Source organism: Deltaproteobacteria bacterium (genome assembly GCA_019309545.1).
Lineage (GTDB): Bacteria > Desulfobacterota > Desulfobaccia > Desulfobaccales > Desulfobaccaceae > Desulfobacca_B.
This window is the reverse complement of sequence record JAFDGA010000024.1, coordinates 20,551-38,383: the sequence shown is the minus strand read 5'-3', so window position 1 is coordinate 38,383 and position 17,833 is coordinate 20,551. Positions and strand designations below refer to the sequence as shown.

The following is a 17,833-nucleotide window of genomic DNA, read 5'->3' as shown; positions in this document are numbered from 1 at the left end:
CCGGCGCTGGGGTGAGAAAGGTGCGGACCCAGGGGGTATGGAAAAATTGTGGCGTTTTTCCTTGATAGCTCTGATAGAGCGCCGCCAGCAGCCGGAAGACTTCCCAGCCCCGCCCGAATAATCCGGCATGCCCGGCGATGCCCCCGGCGGCCCAGGCGTTTTCATCGTGCACCTCGCCCCGGATGGAGCGCTCAGGAATCAGACCGGTCTCGGTAGCGGCATAATCTCGCTTATCACCACCGGGGCGGCTCCGGGGGCAAAACCCCAGTCCGGGCAGCCCCAGGGGAATATAAAGCTGCTCCCGGCAGAAGCTGTCCAGATCCTGGCCGCTGGCGGTTTCGATCACCCCCTTAAGGAGCATGAAACCTAAATCACTATACACGGTGGCGGTACCGGGCGGATATTCCAAAGGCTCGGCGGCGGCCAGCTTTTCCAGCATTCCCGGTCGTTGCTCGGGGGGTTGCACTAAGATAGTCTGATAAAAAGGCCGCCAAGCCGGCAACCCGGCGCTATGGGTCAGCAAGGACCCGAGGGTGAGGGGCAGTTTATCATGCGGCAGCCGGTCACCGGGCAGAATTTCGCCCAGAGTGGTGGTCAATTGTAGCCGCCCGGCAGCCATGAGGGTCAGTAGCGCCAGCCCCGTAGCCAACGGTTTGGTCAGGGAGGCCAGATCAAAGAAGGTGTTGCGGTGGACCGGAGCGGCCTCGGGAGTTTGATCAACCTGTCCGACCGCAGCCTCGTAGCGCAGTTCTCCCTTGAGTCCCACTAACAGCGCGGCCCCAGTAAAAACTTGGTGGCGCAGTCCTTGCTGTAATATCTCATCCAGAACCGGCCAGGAATTGCTCATCTGGTCATGAATTTTCCAAAGCCAGATCAATGAGTCGGTCGAGCAGGGCCGAAAAACTCAGGCCCTGGGCTTGGGCGGCCTGGGGGAAAAGGCTGGTGGCGGTCATGCCAGGGATGGTATTGGTCTCCAGGACATAGATGTCGCCGTCCCGGATAATCATATCGGTGCGGCTGTAGCCCCGACATTCCAGGGCCCGATGCGCGGTCAGGGCGCATTGCTGGGCTTTGGTCGTGAGTTCCGGACTGATCCGGGCCGGGCAGATTTCGGTGGTAGCGCCAGCTTTATATTTGGCTTCATAGGTAAAGAAGGGATAATCCGTAGCCGGAACGATCTCCACCAGCGGCAGGGCCTGCAAGTGGTCGTTGCCCAAGACCGCGCCGGTGACCTCGGTGCCAGCTATGAATTCCGCCACCAACACCCGATTATCAGTGGCCAGCGCGGTTTCGATGCCGGCCGCCAGTTGTTCCCGGGATTGAGCGATGGTGACCCCGATACTGGAGCCTTCGCTGACCGGTTTGATGACCGCAGGCAGTCCCAGCCGGGCCTCGATTTCCGCCGGGGGCGGGACCTGGGTGCGAGAAAAGACCACTTCCTTAGGCGTTTTTAGCCCGGCCTGGCGATAACGCTGGTTGCTGATCTCCTTGTTGATGGCCAGGGCACTGCCCAGCACCCCAGACCCCTGATAGGGAATACCTAACAGATCAAGCAGGCCCTGGATGGTGCCGTCCTCCCCCCAGCGGCCATGCATGATGATCAGGGCGACATCGAGTTCAGGGGCGTCGCGCACCAGTTTTTCCAGATCGACCAGGGGGTCATAGCGCCGGATGTCATATTTGCTTTTGTCCAGGGCCTGATAGACCTGTTCGCCACTCTTCAGCGACACCTCCCGTTCCGAGGATTTGCCGCCACTGATAAGCGCCAGGCGCAATTTATTCATACTGCCCTCCAGGAGTCATTGATACAAAGTAAGTCAGGAGGATTGAGGCTGAGGGGTGCAAACAGTTTATCTTCCAGTCGGCGAGTGCGCCGCTCAAGCTCGGTTATGCGTTGCCGGGCCTGATCATTCCGACCATATCGATTCCGTAGATCGGCAAACCTCACCTCAAGGGGCACGACCTGGGTATGCATTACCCGTTTATCGGCATAATTGACCACCTCGGCCTCACAGATGCGGGGGGATTCCCGGACCCGAGTAGGCAGATAGACATGCCCCCGAATGATTTCGGCCACCTCTGGATAGCCATAGTCTTGCAGCCACTCTGCTCCGAGCTGAGCATGATCGCCGCCGTTACGCAGGCAGGTGGTCTTGGCAATGTCGTGGAGCAGAGCCCCGGCCTCAAGCAGGGAGAGGTGCAATTGACAACCTGCCTCCACCAGAGCTTCGCCGACCATTAGGGCCGCCTCCCTGACCCGCAGGCTATGCTCCCGAATGTTGGGCAGCATCTGATGCTCAGCCATCAACTGCATGCACTCGGTTGGCGATGGACATATTTTTGACATAGTTATTTAATCATGCCAAAAGGCCGAGCAATTTTCAATCTAAATCACTCATCCGGCTTGATCCACCAACACCACGGCATAGGCGGCCAGGCCTTCGCCGCGGCCGGTAAAGCCCATTTTTTCGGTGGTAGTGGCCTTGATATTCACCGCCTGCGGCGATAGTTGCAGGGTCTGGGCCAGGGTAGCATTCATTTGGGGAATATAGGGTTTCAGGGTCGGGGCTTGGGCGACCACCGTGGCATCGACATTAATTAGATGATAGCCCCTTTTCCGGATCAGGGCCATAATCTTCTCCAATAAGACCAGACTGGAAATCCCCTGGTAGGCTGGATCACTGTCGGGGAAATGCTGCCCTAGATCTCCCGCCCCTACCGCCCCCAAAAGCGCGTCGCCAATGGCGTGGGAGAGGACATCAGCGTCAGAATGTCCTTTTAGGCCGAGATGATAAGGGATCTCCACCCCGCCCAGAATTAAGGGGCGGTCGGGCACCAGCCGGTGGGCATCATATCCTAGTCCGACGCGCATGTTTGGACTTCTGCCTCATCTTGAGCAGAATTTCGGCCAGGTGGAGGTCCTCCGGAGTAGTAATTTTCAGATTATAGGGAGAACCTTTGACCACCGTGACCGGCACTCCCAGTTGCTCTAGTAAAGAGGCTTCATCGGTACCAAAAAAATTCCTGGCATAGGCTTCGACAAAGGCCTTCCAGAGCAGATCGGCTTTGAAGGCCTGAGGAGTTTGCACCAGCCATAGGTCCCGGCGATCTAAGGTCTCTTGAACCTGATGTTTTTTGTTCACTCGCTTGATAGTATCCTGGGCAGGTTGGGCTAAAATGGCGGCACCGCTGTCACGAGCGACCTGAATGGTCTGGCGAATGGCCTCAGGGGTCACAAACGGGCGCACTCCGTCATGCACCACAATAATTTCCAAGTCTTCTTGATGATAAAGGATTTTCAGGGCATGATACACACTGTCCTGACGTTCCTTGCCTCCGGGCACCAACCGTAAGACTTTTTGAAATCCATAAGGGACCAATATTTTTTCCTGGCAGAACTCCAGTTCGGCGGGGTGAGTAACTACGGTAATCTCGTCGATCTCTGGTAGGGATTCAAACACTGCCAGGGTATGAGCCAGAATGGGCTTTCCGGCCAGAGGAAGGTAGGGCTTGGGGATTTTGTGGCCCATACGCCGACCTACTCCGGCGGCCGGAACAATGGCGGCCACGGTCATGGTTGGCCCTCCAAAGGCCCCTGGCAGGCAACTTCTCCGGCCCGTCCGGGCAGTGTCCCCCACGTAACCGGTGCTGACAGGAGGGCGGTTGGCGAAGATAACAGCTCCTGGACCCAATCTCCCAGGCGAAGGAATTTGACCCCACGGCCCTGCAATTGATCCAGGAGGCGGGCAAAATCATCTTTAAAGATACGCCCTTCGGCTTCGGCATGAACGGTGAGGACTTCAACCTGGCCGGGACGCAGACGGGCCAGGATTTCTTGATTAAAGTCTCCGGCAGTGCGACCGTTTAACCCTAAAAGTTCGTCCAGGGTAGGCAGAGTGGTAGGGATTTCCAAAGTGGGAAAGACCTGGCGGTCATAGCGGGGAAAATAAGGACAGTAGCCCCGAGTATTGCTGACGTAAAGAAAATCTTCAGCTGCCAGGACGGCCTGACTGGCCGGGTTACACTGCCAACCAGGGGCGGCAAAGGCCTTGGCCGGGTAACCCATAACCTTGATAAAAGTCTTTTGGGCGCGTAGAATTTCCAGGTGAATGGCCTCCTGAGGCAAATGGTTAAGGTGATCCTGCCAGTACACATGGTCGTATCCATGAATACCCAATTCATGGCCAGCCGCCACCACCTCTGGGAGCAACCCCGGTGCGGCGGCGACAATCATCGGGGCGGGCAACAGGGTGCCATAGGCCAGGGTCCTCAAACCATACAGTTGCGGGGCCCGTGTCCGCAGCATTTTGTGTAAAAAACCTTTGCGTCGGAACAGCCGCCAGATAGCCTGGCCGGAGTTATCCGGTCCCATGGCAACAAAGAAACTGGCCCGAATACCCCGTTCTTGAAAAAGCGCCAACAGTGACGGCACTCCTTCCCGATAGCCGGCCAGAGTATCAACATCAACTTTTATTGCCAAATGCATCACAGGTTCTTAAAAAACCTCAGCCTTGGTTGTTCAGCCGCCGAATCTCGGTCAGGAAGGCATCGAGGGTATATTTTAAGGAGGTGGGTAAATCTGTCCGGGGTTCCCACCCCAGTAACTGGCGCGCCTGGTCAATAGCCGGTTTGCGGGACAGAATATCCTGATAGCCTTGGCCATAGTATTCCTCGTGAGGCACCTGGATGATTTCGGAATACTCCTGGTCATGTTGATGGTCCGGATGATTCATAAACAGCTCCCGCAGCATATAAGCCAGATCTTTGACCGAAACTTCATTGTTGGGATTGCCGATATTAAAGATCTGGCCGTCAGCCACCTTGCCAGGATTTTCGATGATCTTCATCAGGCAATCAATACCGTCTTCAACGTAGGTAAAACAGCGTTTCTGGCGGCCCCCATCCACCAACCGGATCGGTTCGCGGTTGACCAGGTTAATGATAAACTGGGTCACCACGCGGGAACTACCCTCTTTGGCGGCATCGATATCGTCGAGCTTGGGGCCGATCCAGTTAAAGGGGCGAATAAGGGTAAACTGAAGCTTGCCCTCCTGACCATAGGCCCAGATTACCCGATCCAGCAATTGTTTGCAACAGCTATAAATCCAGCGCTGTTTATGAATCGGTCCCAAGACCATCAGGCTGGAATCTTCGTGGAACTCGGGCTCGGCACACATGCCGTAGACTTCTGAGGTGGAGGGGAAGATAATCCGCGTCTGATATTTGACACATTGCCGGACAATACGCAGATTTTCCTCAAAATCCAACTCAAATACCTGAAGGGGCTGTTTGACGTAACTCATCGGCGTCGCAATGGCTACCAGGGGCAGGACAACATCGCATTTTTTGATGTGATATTCGATCCATTCCTTATTAATGGCGATGTCCCCCTCCAGGAAGTGGAAGCGCGGATGATCCAGGGAATGATCTAATTTATTAGCAAACAAATCCATGCCAAAGACTTCCCAGTCGCGGGTGTTGAGGATGCGGCGCACCAAGGCATTGCCGATAAAGCCATTCACTCCCAGAATCAAGATTTTCAAGATAGCTCCCTCCCCGCCTGAGTGGGCTGATCATCGCCCAGCCTTTGGCCGGGCCAACCCCCCTGATCCGCCAGTTCCGCCCCCGCCAACTCTGGTTCTCCCTCGAATTGCCCCTGCTGCAGCAAAAATCCCCCCTCACCCGTAGCAACTAGCAACCCCTCATTAGGAAGAATAGCCACCACCTGCCCCGGCTGCGAACCTGGGGGCAGTGGTTCATTTACCATTTTACCTTTCCAGATGAAGAGCTTGCGGCTCCGATGCGTGGTGAACGCCCCGGGATAAGGGTGGGTGACGGCCCGCACCAGGTTGTAAATCTGCCAGGCGGATTGATTCCAGTCAATTTTACCATCCTGGGGGTGTCGGCCCCCAAAATAGCTGGCCTGGCGATGGTCCTGAGGAATTCGGGGCGCAACCCCGGCGCGTAATGGGGGATAAATTTCTCGGATTAATTCCCCGGCTGCGGCGGTCATTTTGGCAAACAGAGTCAATGCCGTGTCCTCCAGGGTGATAGGCACCCGCTTCTGGGCCACCAAGTCGCCGCAATCAGGCTTTTCTTCCATATAATGCAGGGTCACCCCGGTTTCGTTTTCGCCGTTAATCAGCACCCAATTGACCGGACAACGCCCCCGGTACCGGGGCAGCAGGCTGCCATGCAGATTCAGCGCCCCAAAGCGCGGCAGGTCCAGCAGCGGTTTTTTCAACATCTGGCGATAATAACAGGAAAAAATAAAGTCGGGCGCCAGCCGCCGCATGACTTCGACAAACTGCGGGTCGTTGGGGTCAGCCGGTTGATAGAGGGGATGATATTGCGCCCAGGCCAGCTCTCGCACTGAGGCAAACCAGATATTCTCGCCCGGATCATCAGCGTGGGTGACTACCGCCACAATTTCATCACCATACTGCCGACAAAGGTCCCCCAGGACTTCCAGACAGATATGGCCGATATTATGATAGCCGAGGAAGATCAGGCGCATATTTTGAGCTTAAGACCAAAAACTAGTTGAAGCTGTTCTATTTCCGCAGGTCTGGGCCAGCGCCCAGCTGCTGCCGGATGACATAGCGGGGCCGCTGGCGCACCTCGCGATAGATACGGCCGACATACTCGCCGATCAGGGCCAGACCAAACATCTGTAAGCCAATGAACACGAACAGGATGGCGAACAGGGTAAACACCCCCTCGACCTCAGGCCCCACCACCAGGCGGCGGATAAACAAAAAGATGCCAAAACCCATACCCAACAAGGCAATCAGCAGACCCAAGAAGCCCACTGCATGGATGGGAAAATGGGAAAAGCCGGTCATGAAGTCAAAATTGAGGCGAATCAGTTTCCGGATGCCATACTTGGACTTTCCCCCCTGCCGCTGGGCATGGCTGACCGGGATCTCGGCTATGCGCTGGGCAAAACTGTTGGCCAGAGCAGGAATAAAGCTGGCGGACTCGTGACACTGATTGATGCTATCGACGATTTCCCGGCGGTAGGCCCGCAGCATACAGCCATAATCATGCAACCGGACGCCGGTGACCCAGGACATCAGCCGGTTCATCGACCGCGACGTCAGCCGGCGGAACATGGAGTCGTGCCGGTTCTCCCGCCAACCGCCGACCGCATCATAACCTTCCTCCAGTTTGGCGATCAGACGCGGGATCTCTTCCGGAGGATTTTGTAAATCGGCGTCCAGAGTGACCATGACCTGACCCCGGGCGGCCTGAAATCCGGCAAAGATAGCCCGGTGCTGGCCAAAATTGCGGTTGAACCGGATGGCCCGCAGGTGATCCGGATGCTGCTGATGCAGTTCAGTCAGAATCTCCCAGGAACGGTCCTGTGAGCCGTCGTCAACAAATACAATTTCAAAGCTGCGACCCATGCCGGTCAGAGTGTGCAGCAAACGCCGGACCAGCTCAGGTAGATTGTCTTCTTCGTTATATACTGGAATTACTACGGAAATATAAGGCGAAGCCTCGTGTCGGGATAACATCGGCCGGATAGAACCATCCATGATTGATAATTAAATTCCTCTAATTAATAAAAAGGCCGACGCAAATATTGTCGGCCTCAGGAAAACAGACACCTATCGGAGCAGGCCATAAGCCGAGTTCTGTCCCGGATAACCGGTGGTGATCATTCCTCTAGGACCACAGTTGCCTGCGGCCTCCAGCGACCTACCCGAGAGCTTCGGGCGGGCTACCCTCAAGCGCCCTCCTATTTGGTCTTGCTCCGGGTGGGGTTTACCTAGCTTCCGATGTCACCATCGGAACTGGTGAGCTCTTACCTCACCGTTTCACCCTTACCGAGACAAAGAACTCGTCCCGGCGGTCTATTCTCTGTGGCACTTTCCTTGGGGTTACCCCCACTGGGCGTTACCCAGCACCCTGCCCTGCGGAGCTCGGACTTTCCTCTCGCCGCCCAGAACGGGCGGCCAGCGATCACCTGGCCTACTCCGATACGGGGCCTGCTAGTTGATTAAATTATAATCCACTGTGGCCTTTTGGTCAATGGCTTCCTGGGCTAAGCGATCGGCGTGTTGGTTTTTCGCCCGATCTACATGTGAAATAGCATAAGCCTCGAAATTGTTCAACCGGATTTTGGCGGACTGCCACAGAGGCTTCAGCTTCGGGCTTCTGACCTGATAGCCTCCCTGGAGCTGCTCTACCACCAGTTTGGAATCCGAAAAGATATAAAGGCGGCGCACCCCCCGGCGCCTGGCGGCTTCCAGCCCCAGCAGCAGGGCGCGATACTCGGCTTCATTATTGGTGGCCTCTCCCAAATATTCTCTGAGTTCAGCCTGAACCCGCCCCTGGCTATCCCGCAGCACCGCCCCGGCTCCGGCCGGACCGGGATTGCCGTGAGAGGCCCCATCAACATATAAGGTCCAGTATTCCTGGTCCAGGGAGCGATAATATTCCGCGGTTTCCCAGAAAGGCATCTGCCAGTCTTTCAGACTTAGGTTGTAACGCTTCAACATGCCAGGAATATAAGGATTCTCCGCCAGGGCATAGAACAGCTCGGCCCGATTCGCAGACCTGGACGCAGCAGCAGTCATCCTACCGCGGTTTCCGAAGCCAGTTCCTCGGTGTCAGCCGGCCCCAGCCAATAGATAATCCGCTGGCAATGCGGGCAGGTCAGAATCTCTTGTTCCTTCTGGAGCTCAATAAAATGCTGGGGCGGCAGATTCATATGGCAGGCCATACAAACCCCCTGGCGGACCTCGGCGATGGCGGTGCCATTCCGCCGTTCCCGGATAAACTCATAACGTTTTAAAAGATTAGGGGAAATCTGTTGCAGGACCTGCGGTCGCTGCGCGGTCAGTTCCTGAATCTGCTGATTGACCGTGGCCAACCGCTCCTCCACTTCCGCCCGCAATCCCTCGATCTGGCGTTGCAGGGTGATTATCGCCTCTTGTTGCTGGGTCAGGGTTTGATGATGGACCTCAATGGCCTCCAATAATTCCAGGATCTCAGTCTCTTTCTGATCCTTACGATCCTCCCGGAAGGCAATCTCCCGAAGCATCGCCTTATATTCAATATTATCTTTGATCTCCATCAGCCGTTCCCGGCTGCGGGTGATGCTTTCATCCATCACAGTCATCTCTGATTCCAGTTGGCGATGCTGACTCTCCAATTCCTCCACTTTTTGTTCTTCTTTCTGTTTCTCCTGCTGGACTTCCGATAACTTGGCCTCTAGTTCCCTCAGGTTGGCCGGAATTTCTTCCAGCGCCTGAGAAAGGGCCCGGATTTCCTTATCCAGTTGCTGCAAGGCGATCAATTGCCTTAATTCTGCTAGCAATGCTAAACCTCCAACATATGATTTTTTAACTATAAATAATGAAACGGGTCTTGCCCCCAGGCGTCGATGATAACTTTTACCGGCATGCCTTCCTGATCCAGTCTTTCCTGGAGCTTCTGGCCCCAGGCCGGCATAAAGATCGACTCGGTGGCATAATGGCCCAGATCAAGAATGGCCATGCTTTCCAAAGCCCAAGGGACCGCTTGATGATAGCGGATATCGCCGCTGAGATAAAGCTCCGCCCCCTGTTTCCAGGCGGCTTCGATCAGGTCGCCGCCGCTGCCGCCGCAGAGTGCCACTTTTTTGACCATCTCCGGCGGCTGTCCCACCGCTTTGATTATTGACACCTGGAACAGGGTCTTGAGGTGCTGAACAACCTGCGGCCAGGGACGGGCCTCAGGCCACTCTCCCACTCGACCTAAGCCGAGAGACCGTCCTGGATTTTTTAAGGGATAGAGGTCATAGGCCACTTCTTCATAGGGGTGGGCGGCCCTGAGACGCTCGATTACTGCGGCCACCCGGCTTTCCGGCACCAGGATTTCCAATCGCGACTCGCTGGCCCGGGATAGCACTGTGACCTCGCCGCGAAAAGGCTGCGCCCCGGCCAAGGGCCGGTAGGTCCCCTCCCCGCGGGCCGCAAAGGAGCAGTTTCCATACCTTCCGATCACTCCGGTGCGGTCGTCGAACAGGGCCTGGCGCACCTGGTCTTCATAACCTATGGGGACAAAAACCGCCAACTTATACCAACTATCAGCCTGGGTTTCCTGAAGCACCTGGATCTGGTTTAATTCCAGGGTCCGGGCCAAAAAATCGTTCAAACCGTGCTCGGCAATATCCAGGTTGGTATGGGCTGCGGCCAGGGCCAGGTTGTGCTTCAGGGCCAGGCTTAACAGCCGCCCGGTGGGCGTATCCAACCGGAGGCATTCTAGGGGTTGAAACAGCACCGGGTGATGAGTCAAAACCATCTGGGCGCCAGCCTCAACCGCGCCCTGCAGAACCGCTTCGGAAGGCTCCAGGGCCACAACCAGAGTCTTCACCTCCTGCTCGGGATGGCCAACCTGCAATCCCACCCGGTCCCAGGCCAGCGCCAGTGAGGCCGGGGCCTGCTCTTCAACCAGGGCCAGAATGTGCTTAACGGTGACTGCCATGGTTAATAAAAAAGGGGTGCTCGGCCAGCACCCCAGAGCTATATCCCCACTGGTGCTCAAGGGGATAACGATTAACTTGTCGCAATATAAGCATCTTGCCTCTGATATTGGTGGGCCCACCTGGATTCGAACCAGGGACCTTCCGGTTATGAGCCGGTGGCTCTAACCGCTGAGCTATGGGCCCCAGATTGATCCTGCCTGGCCGCCGCATTCACTTCCGCCCGCAGACCTGATCTGTCCAGGCTGGAGGTCCATATTAGGTGGCTTTGGCCCTCCTTGGCCAGTCAATTAAAAAATTGCCTTATATAATTATAATCCATAAAACCTTGCGCAATGCAACCCTAATTCTCAATCAGTAAAAATCCGGTTGGCTTCCCGCCATTGCTGGTGAATGGTATCATAATTACCGATCTGATAATAATATCTGTGACTTCCAGCTCTTATTCCATCCCTCTCCCCGTTGGAGAGAGGGATGGACAGGTCTCTTATCAATTATAGCCGATTACGATACACAACACCAGCATCCGCAATTTCCGGAATCAGTATTCAATAAAGCTGTGCAGCTGTTTGCTGCGCGAAGGATGGCGCAATTTGCGAATCGCTTTACCCTCGATCTGGCGAATGCGTTCCCGGGTTACGGCAAAGTTACGCCCCACCTCCTCCAGGGTATGGTCGGCCTTTTCGCCGATGCCAAACCGCATGCGGATGACCTTCTCCTCGCGACTGGTCAGAGTAGACAGCACTTTTTGGGTCTGTTCGGCCAGATTGAGGTGTTCCACCGCCTCTATCGGCGAGGCGATTTTGCGGTCCTCAATGAAATCTCCCAGGTTGCTGTCTTCCTCTTCGCCGATGGGAGTATCCAGGGAAATCGGCTCCTTGGCGATTTTCAAAACCTTGCGGACTTTGTCCAGGGGAAAATCCATTTTTTCGGCAATTTCCTCTGGTGTCGGTTCGCGGCCAATTTCCTGGACCAGATAACGGGTGGTGCGGATGAGTTTGTTGATGGTCTCAATCATATGGACGGGGATGCGGATCGTCCGGGCCTGATCAGCAATGGCTCGAGTGATGGCCTGTCGGATCCACCAGGTGGCGTAGGTGCTGAATTTATAGCCCCGTTCATATTCAAATTTATCGACCGCTTTCATCAGGCCGATATTGCCTTCCTGGATCAGGTCCAGGAACTGCAACCCGCGGTTAGAGTATTTTTTGGCAATGCTCACCACCAGGCGCAGATTGGCCTCCACCAACTCTCGTTTGGCAGTGGTGGCCTGCCGCTCCCCTTTTTTGATCCGGGTCTGAATCTCCACAATACGCTCCGGAGTCAGGTCTAATTCCTGCGTCGCCTTTTTCAACTGTTTCTGAGCCGCATTCCAGCGTCCTTCCAGTGCGATCAGTTCCTCCGGAGATAGAGTAACTCCATGGTTAGGCCAGGAGTTGCCTCCCTTCCCAACTTTTTTAAGATTTTTGCAAGCCTTTTTAAATTCTGCGGCATTCATCCCGGTGGTTTCCAAACATTGGGCCATGGTCTGCTGGGATTCTTGCACTTTGCGGGCTAGCAGTGATATTTTTTGGATAATTTTCTCCAAATGCCGCCGGTCGATCCGTAACTGCTTGATCAACTTGGCTATCTCGCGTCGATCGCGCTGAAGTCGGACCTCAAGAGCAGCCTTTTTTTCCGTGGCCAGACCGTCCTTCCTTAGAGATGCCACGAGCTTGCGGCTGTGATCCTCTAACCGCTTGATTTTATTAATTAGTTTAACCAGGTCATCTTTATTAGAGACCAGTTCTGTCTCCGGCTTCGCTTCCAGATCGTCGGCTAGGTCATCCCAGGCCATTTTTTTCTGGGCGATTTTTTCGGCCACCGACAATATTTCTTTGGTCCCTGCCGTAGTTTCCAATAAGGCACAGATGACTTCTTTCTCCCCCTGTTCGATGCGTTTGGCGATCTCCACTTCCCCCTCCCGGGTAAGCAAAGAGACCATGCCCATCTCTTTCAGGTACATCTTGACCGGGTCACCGATTTTAATCGGAGTTTCAGACTCAAACTCCAGATTGTTCTCCTCCATGGGCATATTTGCCATTGGCTGGAGAGCAATTTTCTGGGGGACCTCGATAACCTTCAGGTCCATGTCATCGAAGATAATCATATCATCTTCTGATTCATTAAAGAGCGGGGTGGCGGATACTGAGTCAGGTAAATCCTCGAGGGGGATGAACCCGCGGTTGTCCTCCAAGGAAACATAATCCTTGTACTCTTCAATATCTGTTCCCTTGCTCATGTGGTTTCTCCTTTTCCCCAGAAGGTCTTGGTTCTGCTTGCAAATTTTGCAACTGCAGATCAACGTCCCTGATCCGGGCCTGAATCGCCATAAACTCCTCCCCCGTTTGATTATTGTAGGCCCGGTGTAGTTGTTGCTTGAGCTGTTGTTGTTCCTTTTTTAATTGCCGTTTCCGGAAACCCCGGCAACAATCTTCCACCAGGGTTGCCAAATTCTCCACAGGGAATTCCTCTACCGCCAAAGATAAGGCACAGACCTGATTCTGGAGGCTGGTGGTTTCCATCTGGTTCACCAACAGGCCGTAGTCCAGCCGTCCATGCTGCTGATAGCAGATCAGGATCTGCGCTGCGATCTCCTTGAGATTTTCGTCCTCGAAGTCCTCCAGCCAGGTTTCCAGGCCGACCTGGGGTAGAATGGTGGGATGATTAAGGATCAGTTTTATTAATCGCTCTTCCAGGCTAACGAAAAACTCACCTCGGATAGCCAGCAAATTCACCGACTGTCTGGGTCCGGACTTCAAGGCCTGCTGGAGGATGGTCTCTTCCACCCCCAGTCGTTCCGCGGCCCGTCGGGTCCACAGGGTGCGTTCCACCGGATCATTCAGGGCCTGGAAATAGGGTTTCAACCGTTCCAGGGCAGTGACTTTGCCCTCAATCTGGCCTCCCTGAGAGTGTAGGATTTCTTCTAGGATGACCTCAAACAAGGGACGGGCCTGATCCCAGGGATGCCGGAAGATTTCTACCCCGTGGTTAAAGGCATAGCTGTCCGGATCCTCCCCCTTCGGTAAGGTCAGTACCCGTACCGGGAGACGTTCCCGGGCAAATTGTGGAAACGACCGCATCATGGCCTTCAGGCCAGCCTCATCGCCATCAAAGACCAGCACCACCCGCGGGACATAGCCCTTTAACAGACGCACCTGATCCTGGGTCAAGGCCGTGCCCAGAGTGGCCACTACCGGCTCAATGCCATGGACCCGCAGGGCCAACAGATCCATATAGCCTTCGACTAGAATAGCTACCTGGTGTTTCCGCAGGGCCTCGCGGGCCTGATAGAGGCCATAAAGAGAGCGCCCCTTCGAGTACAACGGGCTTTCAGGAGAATTCAGATACTTAGGCTCTCCCTCCCCCAGAACCCGCCCGCCAAAGGCAATTACCCGTCCTTGCTGATCCTGGATGGGAAACATCAATCGGCCCCGGAACCGGTCATAATACCCCCTTGACTGACGGGGGATGATCAGTCCCAGGTCACGCGCTGCCTCCAGCGAGCCACCTCGCGCCGACAGATGCTTTTCCAGAGCCCGCCATTCATCCGGCACAAAGCCCAACCGATAGCTGGCCACTACTTCCGGGTTTAGACCACGGCGGGACAGATAGGCTTGGGCTGGCGCTCCCTGCGGGGCTCGTAGATTGGCCTCAAAGAAGGCCGCGGCCAATTCATTGACCTCGTAGAAGGCTTGACGTTTCCGGGCCTGACGAGCATCCTCCGGCCGCAATTCTTTGGCATAGAGGGGAACGCCATAGCGGCGGGCCAATTCCATCGCCGCTTCGGGGAAGGTCAAGCGCAGGTGTTGCATGAGAAAAGTAAAGACATTACCGCCCACCCCGCAGCCGAAACAGTGAAATATTTCCCGTTCCGGATAGACAGTAAAAGAGGGGTTGGTCTCGGCATGGAAGGGGCACAGACCGACCAGATAGCTCCCGCGAGGCTTCAGATTCACATACTGCCCAATGACCTCGGCAATGGGGGCCGCGGCCTTGATCTCCAGCAGCTTGGATTCCGGGATGTAAGGAGCCATAAGATAAATGTTTGATTTCCGAAATTGGTTAAATAACGGTTCTTTCCTGACGCCCAACCGAATCCGGATCAGTCTTTGATGTCCACGGTAGTCACCCCCCGTCCGCCCTGGCTGATTTCTCCAGGGTAAAAATCTTTGACCATGACATGGTGGCGCAGATGCTCCCGCACCGCCTTCTGCAAACGGCCAGTGCCGATGCCGTGGATGATATCCACCCGCGGACAACCGCACAATACGGCCTGGTCCAACAGGCGATCCACCAAAGGCAGGGCCTCCTCCACCCTCAGGCCAATAATATTCAGGGTCGCAGAGGTCATTTCCGAAGTTCCGCTGATCTCCACTCCTCTCTGAGGATAGCTTCGAAATACCCTGCCGGTTCTGGCTTCCGGCCGCGCCGGTCTAATGTCCTCCTGCGGCATCCGGAGTTTTACAGTGCCGACCAGAACTTCAATCCGGCCTTCCTTGTCAGGCCCCGACATCACCACCCCTTCTCGACCCAAGGAGGAGAGAAAAACCTCCTGGCCGGTCTGTAACGGGACCTCCGCAACTGGCGAGGGTTCCGGGGAATTGGCAAAGAATTGATGCAGTCTGGCCTGCTGCCGGGAAAGTTCCTGGCGTAAAGGACCCCAGGATTGTTGCCCGCTTTCCAGACGCTGCAAGATCTGCTTAAATTCCGCCTCAGCGGCTTTAATGGCCTGAACTGCTGCCTGACGGTCCTCTTCCCGCCGCCGCCGATGCTCGTCCTCCAGGACCTGACGTTGCGCCTCCAGGTCAGCCATCTGGGTTGCCAGGGACTGTTCTTTTTGGACCAGTTCCTGGCGTTGCCGGGCCAGATCTTGTTGGGAAGACTCAAGTTGAGCCAGGAGTTGCATGGCCTGGACACCCTCCTGACCCAGGTATTGTTGGGCTTCGGCAATGATTTCGGGAGCCAGACCCAACTCCCGGGCGATTTTTAGGGCGTTACTGGGGCCAGCCACTCCGTAGGCCAGACGGTATAATGGCTTTTGGGTCTGTTCATCAAAGAGGACAGAGACATTGACAAAGCCGGGCTGTTCATGGGCAAAAGCCTTGAGTAGATGAAAATGGGTGGTTACCGCGCCATACGCCCCGGCCCGAGCCAGGGCGTTAAGCAGGGCCAGGGCCAAAGCCCCTCCTTCGGCCGGATCGGTAGCGGTGCCCACTTCATCCAGGAGCACCAGACACCGGCCGGCAATCTGGCTCAGAATGGCTGAGGCCCGCTTGATATGGGCTGAAAAAGTGCTGAGATTACTGGCCAGATCCTGGGTATCACCGATGTCGGCAAAGATGTGGTCAAAGACGCAGATTTCACTGCCCTCGGCTACCGGAATCGGAATACCGCATTGGACCATCAGGGTTAACAGGCCCAAGGTCTTCAAGGTTACGGTTTTGCCGCCGGTGTTGGCCCCGGAGATCACTAAAAAACGCTGCTGGGGGTTAAGCTCCAGGTCTACTGGCACCACACCCTGGAGTCCGTCCCGGCCTCGCTCGCGGGCCAAAAGCAGTGGATGTCGGGCCTCTTTGAGGATCACTCGCCCCTTGTGGGTCAAAATCGGGGCCCGGGCCTGGAAATCTCGGGCATATAGGGCCTTGGCATTTATAGCGTCTAATTCAGCCAGGATGGCCAGGTTTTCCCGGATCGCCTCCTGATGGGCCCGAACCAGGTCGGTTAATTGCCTTAGAATGCGTTCCTGCTCGCGTTTTTCCTCATTGGTCAGGAGGTTGAGGCTGTTATTGAGATTAATGACCTCAAAGGGCTCTACAAAGAGGGTAGCCTTGCTCTGCGATTGATCATGAATGATCCCTGGCACCCTCCCCTTGCACTCAGCCTTAAGGAGGATGACATATCGACCATTGCGCTGTGCCACCAGACGATCCTGGAGCGCCTCTTTAAACTCGGGCTGGAAAAATAATTGCCGTAACTGGCGGGTCAGGTGCTGCCGGGTTCGGGCCATTTCTTCCCGGAGCCGTTGTAGTTCCGGACTGGCCTGGTCTAGAATTAGGCTGTGGGGGCTGATAGCGTTTTGGATGGCCTGGCGCACCGGGGCCAGTTCCTGCAGACGCAAAGCCCGGCCGGCGATCAGGGGATATTGGTCGACAACGTTGGCAAAATATTGGCGTACCCGGCTAACCAGCCGTAATACCCTTACGATCTGATTAAAATCAACCGGTTCCAACAGGCTGCCGGGAATCTTCACCCGTCCCAGAAGTTGGGCTAAATCGGGAAACTTCTCCAAGGGACAGGGACCCTCGACCGTGGTCAGTTCGCCCTGTTCCGTCACTTCCTGGAGCCGGGCGGAAATGTAGTCATGGTCGGAGTGGGGTGAAACAACTGCCAAACGGGCTCGCCCCAGAGATGACCTGGCATAACCCTGTAATACTTTAATCAGCTCTGGAAATTCCAGAGCTCTCAAGGTCTGCTCCGCCATGTCAGAGTCGTATCGGTTACGAAAGTTATGAGATAGGTGATTCAGCTTAAGGCCGCTAAATGTTGCCTTACTAACTCATTAATTACCTTTCCGTCGGCCCGGCCTGCCAGCCTGGCCATAGTAGCCTTCATTACCTTGCCCAGATCTCGGGGCCCGGTAGCTCCCACCTCTTGTATAACTGCCGAAATTTCCTGGTTCAGTTCGGCTTCCGAAAGTTGGGGTGGCAAAAAAGAAAGGAGGAATTGTAATTCCTCCTCTTCTTTCTGAGCCAAATCTAAGCGGCCAGCTTTGGTATATTCTGCACTGGCCTCTCGCCGTTGTTTTATCTGCGATGAAATCACTGCGATAATTTCATCATCGGTCAGTTGGCGTTTTTCTTCTTTTTCACGATTTTTCAAAGCCGCACGGACCATCCTTAGTGCCGCAAGCTTGAGATTTTCCCTATCCTTTAAAGCGGCTGTAAAAGCCGTGTCAATCTTCTGGTAAAGGGACATCGCCTAGCCTCTGGCCCCAAATTTCCGCATGCGTTTTAGAGCCCGTTTTTTGGCCGCCAATGCTTTTTTCTTCCTCTTGACGCTAGGTTTTTCGTAGTGTTCCCGTTTGCGGATGTCCGAGAGTATTCCAGCTTTCTCACACTGCTTTTTAAAGCGCTTTAAGGCCAGTTCAAAGGGCTCATTTGCTTTCACCCTTACGCCCGGCATTCATTTTCGCCTCCTCCCCTGTTAAATCAAGCCGTTACACACCCCGTTTCCTACCCTCACTTAGTTTATCGCATTCGATAAAACTTAACTTTAAATTCCGGGGTTTTATTTGGCAAATAAATTGAATTTATTAAA

At 55.1% G+C, this 17,833-nt stretch carries 17 protein-coding genes, 1 tRNA gene and 1 other RNA gene; all 19 read right to left on the bottom strand.

Annotated features, from left to right (window positions below; translation table 11 throughout):
• Positions 1–847, bottom strand: an 847-nt coding sequence (locus JRG72_08690; GenBank protein ID MBW2135291.1) for a serine hydrolase, incomplete at its 3' end; no start/stop codon positions are given.
• Between the two features lie 4 nt (positions 848–851).
• The gene (locus tag JRG72_08685) at positions 852–1,784 is read right to left on the bottom strand and encodes a D-alanine--D-alanine ligase (GenBank protein MBW2135290.1); all 933 of its coding nucleotides are present in this window, start codon (positions 1,782–1,784) and stop codon (positions 852–854) included.
• Positions 1,781–2,347 (bottom strand): HD domain-containing protein, encoded by a 567-nt coding sequence (locus tag JRG72_08680; protein MBW2135289.1) that lies wholly within the window; start codon positions 2,345–2,347, stop codon positions 1,781–1,783. The genes JRG72_08685 and JRG72_08680 overlap by 4 nt, the downstream gene beginning before the upstream one ends.
• Before the next feature lie 48 nt (positions 2,348–2,395).
• Positions 2,396–2,872 (bottom strand): 2-C-methyl-D-erythritol 2,4-cyclodiphosphate synthase, encoded by a 477-nt coding sequence (locus JRG72_08675; protein MBW2135288.1) that lies wholly within the window; start codon positions 2,870–2,872, stop codon positions 2,396–2,398.
• Positions 2,850–3,575: a 2-C-methyl-D-erythritol 4-phosphate cytidylyltransferase gene (gene ispD, locus JRG72_08670; protein MBW2135287.1), complete on the bottom strand. Its 726-nt coding sequence runs from the start codon at positions 3,573–3,575 to the stop codon at positions 2,850–2,852. The genes JRG72_08675 and ispD overlap by 23 nt, the downstream gene beginning before the upstream one ends.
• Positions 3,572–4,486 carry a 4-deoxy-4-formamido-L-arabinose-phosphoundecaprenol deformylase gene (locus tag JRG72_08665; GenBank protein ID MBW2135286.1) on the bottom strand — a complete coding sequence of 305 codons (915 nt, stop codon included), beginning with the start codon at positions 4,484–4,486 and terminating at the stop codon, positions 3,572–3,574. Before JRG72_08665 ends, ispD begins: the two co-directional genes overlap by 4 nt.
• 19 nt (positions 4,487–4,505) lie before the next feature.
• The gene (locus tag JRG72_08660; protein ID MBW2135285.1) at positions 4,506–5,543 is read right to left on the bottom strand and encodes a bifunctional UDP-4-keto-pentose/UDP-xylose synthase; all 1,038 of its coding nucleotides are present in this window, start codon (positions 5,541–5,543) and stop codon (positions 4,506–4,508) included.
• Positions 5,540–6,517: a formyltransferase gene (locus tag JRG72_08655; protein MBW2135284.1), complete on the bottom strand. Its 978-nt coding sequence runs from the start codon at positions 6,515–6,517 to the stop codon at positions 5,540–5,542. Before JRG72_08655 ends, JRG72_08660 begins: the two co-directional genes overlap by 4 nt.
• Before the next feature lie 37 nt (positions 6,518–6,554).
• Positions 6,555–7,520: a glycosyltransferase gene (locus JRG72_08650; GenBank protein ID MBW2135283.1), complete on the bottom strand. Its 966-nt coding sequence runs from the start codon at positions 7,518–7,520 to the stop codon at positions 6,555–6,557.
• A gap of 94 nt (positions 7,521–7,614) precedes the next feature.
• Positions 7,615–7,984: RNase P RNA component class A (gene rnpB, locus JRG72_08645), an RNA gene on the bottom strand.
• A gap of 13 nt (positions 7,985–7,997) precedes the next feature.
• On the bottom strand, positions 7,998–8,468 hold the full coding sequence (locus JRG72_08640; GenBank protein ID MBW2135282.1) for a ribonuclease HI family protein: 471 nt from the start codon (positions 8,466–8,468) through the stop codon (positions 7,998–8,000).
• A 113-nt stretch (positions 8,469–8,581) separates the two neighbouring features.
• The gene (locus tag JRG72_08635; GenBank protein MBW2135281.1) at positions 8,582–9,328 is read right to left on the bottom strand and encodes a hypothetical protein; all 747 of its coding nucleotides are present in this window, start codon (positions 9,326–9,328) and stop codon (positions 8,582–8,584) included.
• Between the two features lie 29 nt (positions 9,329–9,357).
• Positions 9,358–10,476, bottom strand: coding sequence for a Nif3-like dinuclear metal center hexameric protein (locus JRG72_08630; GenBank protein MBW2135280.1), 1,119 nt, complete (start codon positions 10,474–10,476; stop codon positions 9,358–9,360).
• Between the two features lie 108 nt (positions 10,477–10,584).
• Positions 10,585–10,660: transfer RNA gene (locus JRG72_08625), tRNA-Ile, on the bottom strand.
• A 355-nt stretch (positions 10,661–11,015) separates the two neighbouring features.
• A complete protein-coding gene (rpoD, locus tag JRG72_08620; protein MBW2135279.1) occupies positions 11,016–12,755 on the bottom strand; it encodes an RNA polymerase sigma factor RpoD in 1,740 nt (579 codons plus the stop codon).
• Positions 12,733–14,550, bottom strand: a complete 1,818-nt coding sequence (locus JRG72_08615; protein ID MBW2135278.1) for a DNA primase — start codon at positions 14,548–14,550, stop codon at positions 12,733–12,735. Before JRG72_08615 ends, rpoD begins: the two co-directional genes overlap by 23 nt.
• A gap of 68 nt (positions 14,551–14,618) precedes the next feature.
• Positions 14,619–16,982, bottom strand: coding sequence for an endonuclease MutS2 (locus JRG72_08610; protein ID MBW2135277.1), 2,364 nt, complete (start codon positions 16,980–16,982; stop codon positions 14,619–14,621).
• 56 nt (positions 16,983–17,038) lie between these two features.
• Entirely contained in the window at positions 17,039–17,491 is a 453-nt protein-coding gene (locus tag JRG72_08605; protein MBW2135276.1) for a GatB/YqeY domain-containing protein, read from the bottom strand.
• A gap of 3 nt (positions 17,492–17,494) precedes the next feature.
• A complete protein-coding gene (locus tag JRG72_08600; protein MBW2135275.1) occupies positions 17,495–17,698 on the bottom strand; it encodes a 30S ribosomal protein S21 in 204 nt (67 codons plus the stop codon).
• Between the last annotated feature and the right edge of the window lie 135 nt (positions 17,699–17,833).

Coding starts and splice junctions, on each gene's coding strand:
- JRG72_08685 (MBW2135290.1), bottom strand. CDS start 1,784: ATGAATAAATTGCGCCTGGCGCTTATCAGTGGCGGCAAATCCTCGGAA.
- JRG72_08680 (MBW2135289.1), bottom strand. CDS start 2,347: ATGTCAAAAATATGTCCATCGCCAACCGAGTGCATGCAGTTGATGGCT.
- JRG72_08675 (MBW2135288.1), bottom strand. CDS start 2,872: ATGCGCGTCGGACTAGGATATGATGCCCACCGGCTGGTGCCCGACCGC.
- ispD (MBW2135287.1), bottom strand. CDS start 3,575: ATGACCGTGGCCGCCATTGTTCCGGCCGCCGGAGTAGGTCGGCGTATG.
- JRG72_08665 (MBW2135286.1), bottom strand. CDS start 4,486: ATGCATTTGGCAATAAAAGTTGATGTTGATACTCTGGCCGGCTATCGG.
- JRG72_08655 (MBW2135284.1), bottom strand. CDS start 6,517: ATGCGCCTGATCTTCCTCGGCTATCATAATATCGGCCATATCTGTCTG.
- JRG72_08650 (MBW2135283.1), bottom strand. CDS start 7,520: ATGTTATCCCGACACGAGGCTTCGCCTTATATTTCCGTAGTAATTCCA.
- JRG72_08640 (MBW2135282.1), bottom strand. CDS start 8,468: ATGCCTTTCTGGGAAACCGCGGAATATTATCGCTCCCTGGACCAGGAA.
- JRG72_08630 (MBW2135280.1), bottom strand. CDS start 10,476: ATGGCAGTCACCGTTAAGCACATTCTGGCCCTGGTTGAAGAGCAGGCC.
- rpoD (MBW2135279.1), bottom strand. CDS start 12,755: ATGAGCAAGGGAACAGATATTGAAGAGTACAAGGATTATGTTTCCTTG.
- JRG72_08615 (MBW2135278.1), bottom strand. CDS start 14,550: ATGGCTCCTTACATCCCGGAATCCAAGCTGCTGGAGATCAAGGCCGCG.
- JRG72_08605 (MBW2135276.1), bottom strand. CDS start 17,491: ATGTCCCTTTACCAGAAGATTGACACGGCTTTTACAGCCGCTTTAAAG.
- JRG72_08600 (MBW2135275.1), bottom strand. CDS start 17,698: ATGCCGGGCGTAAGGGTGAAAGCAAATGAGCCCTTTGAACTGGCCTTA.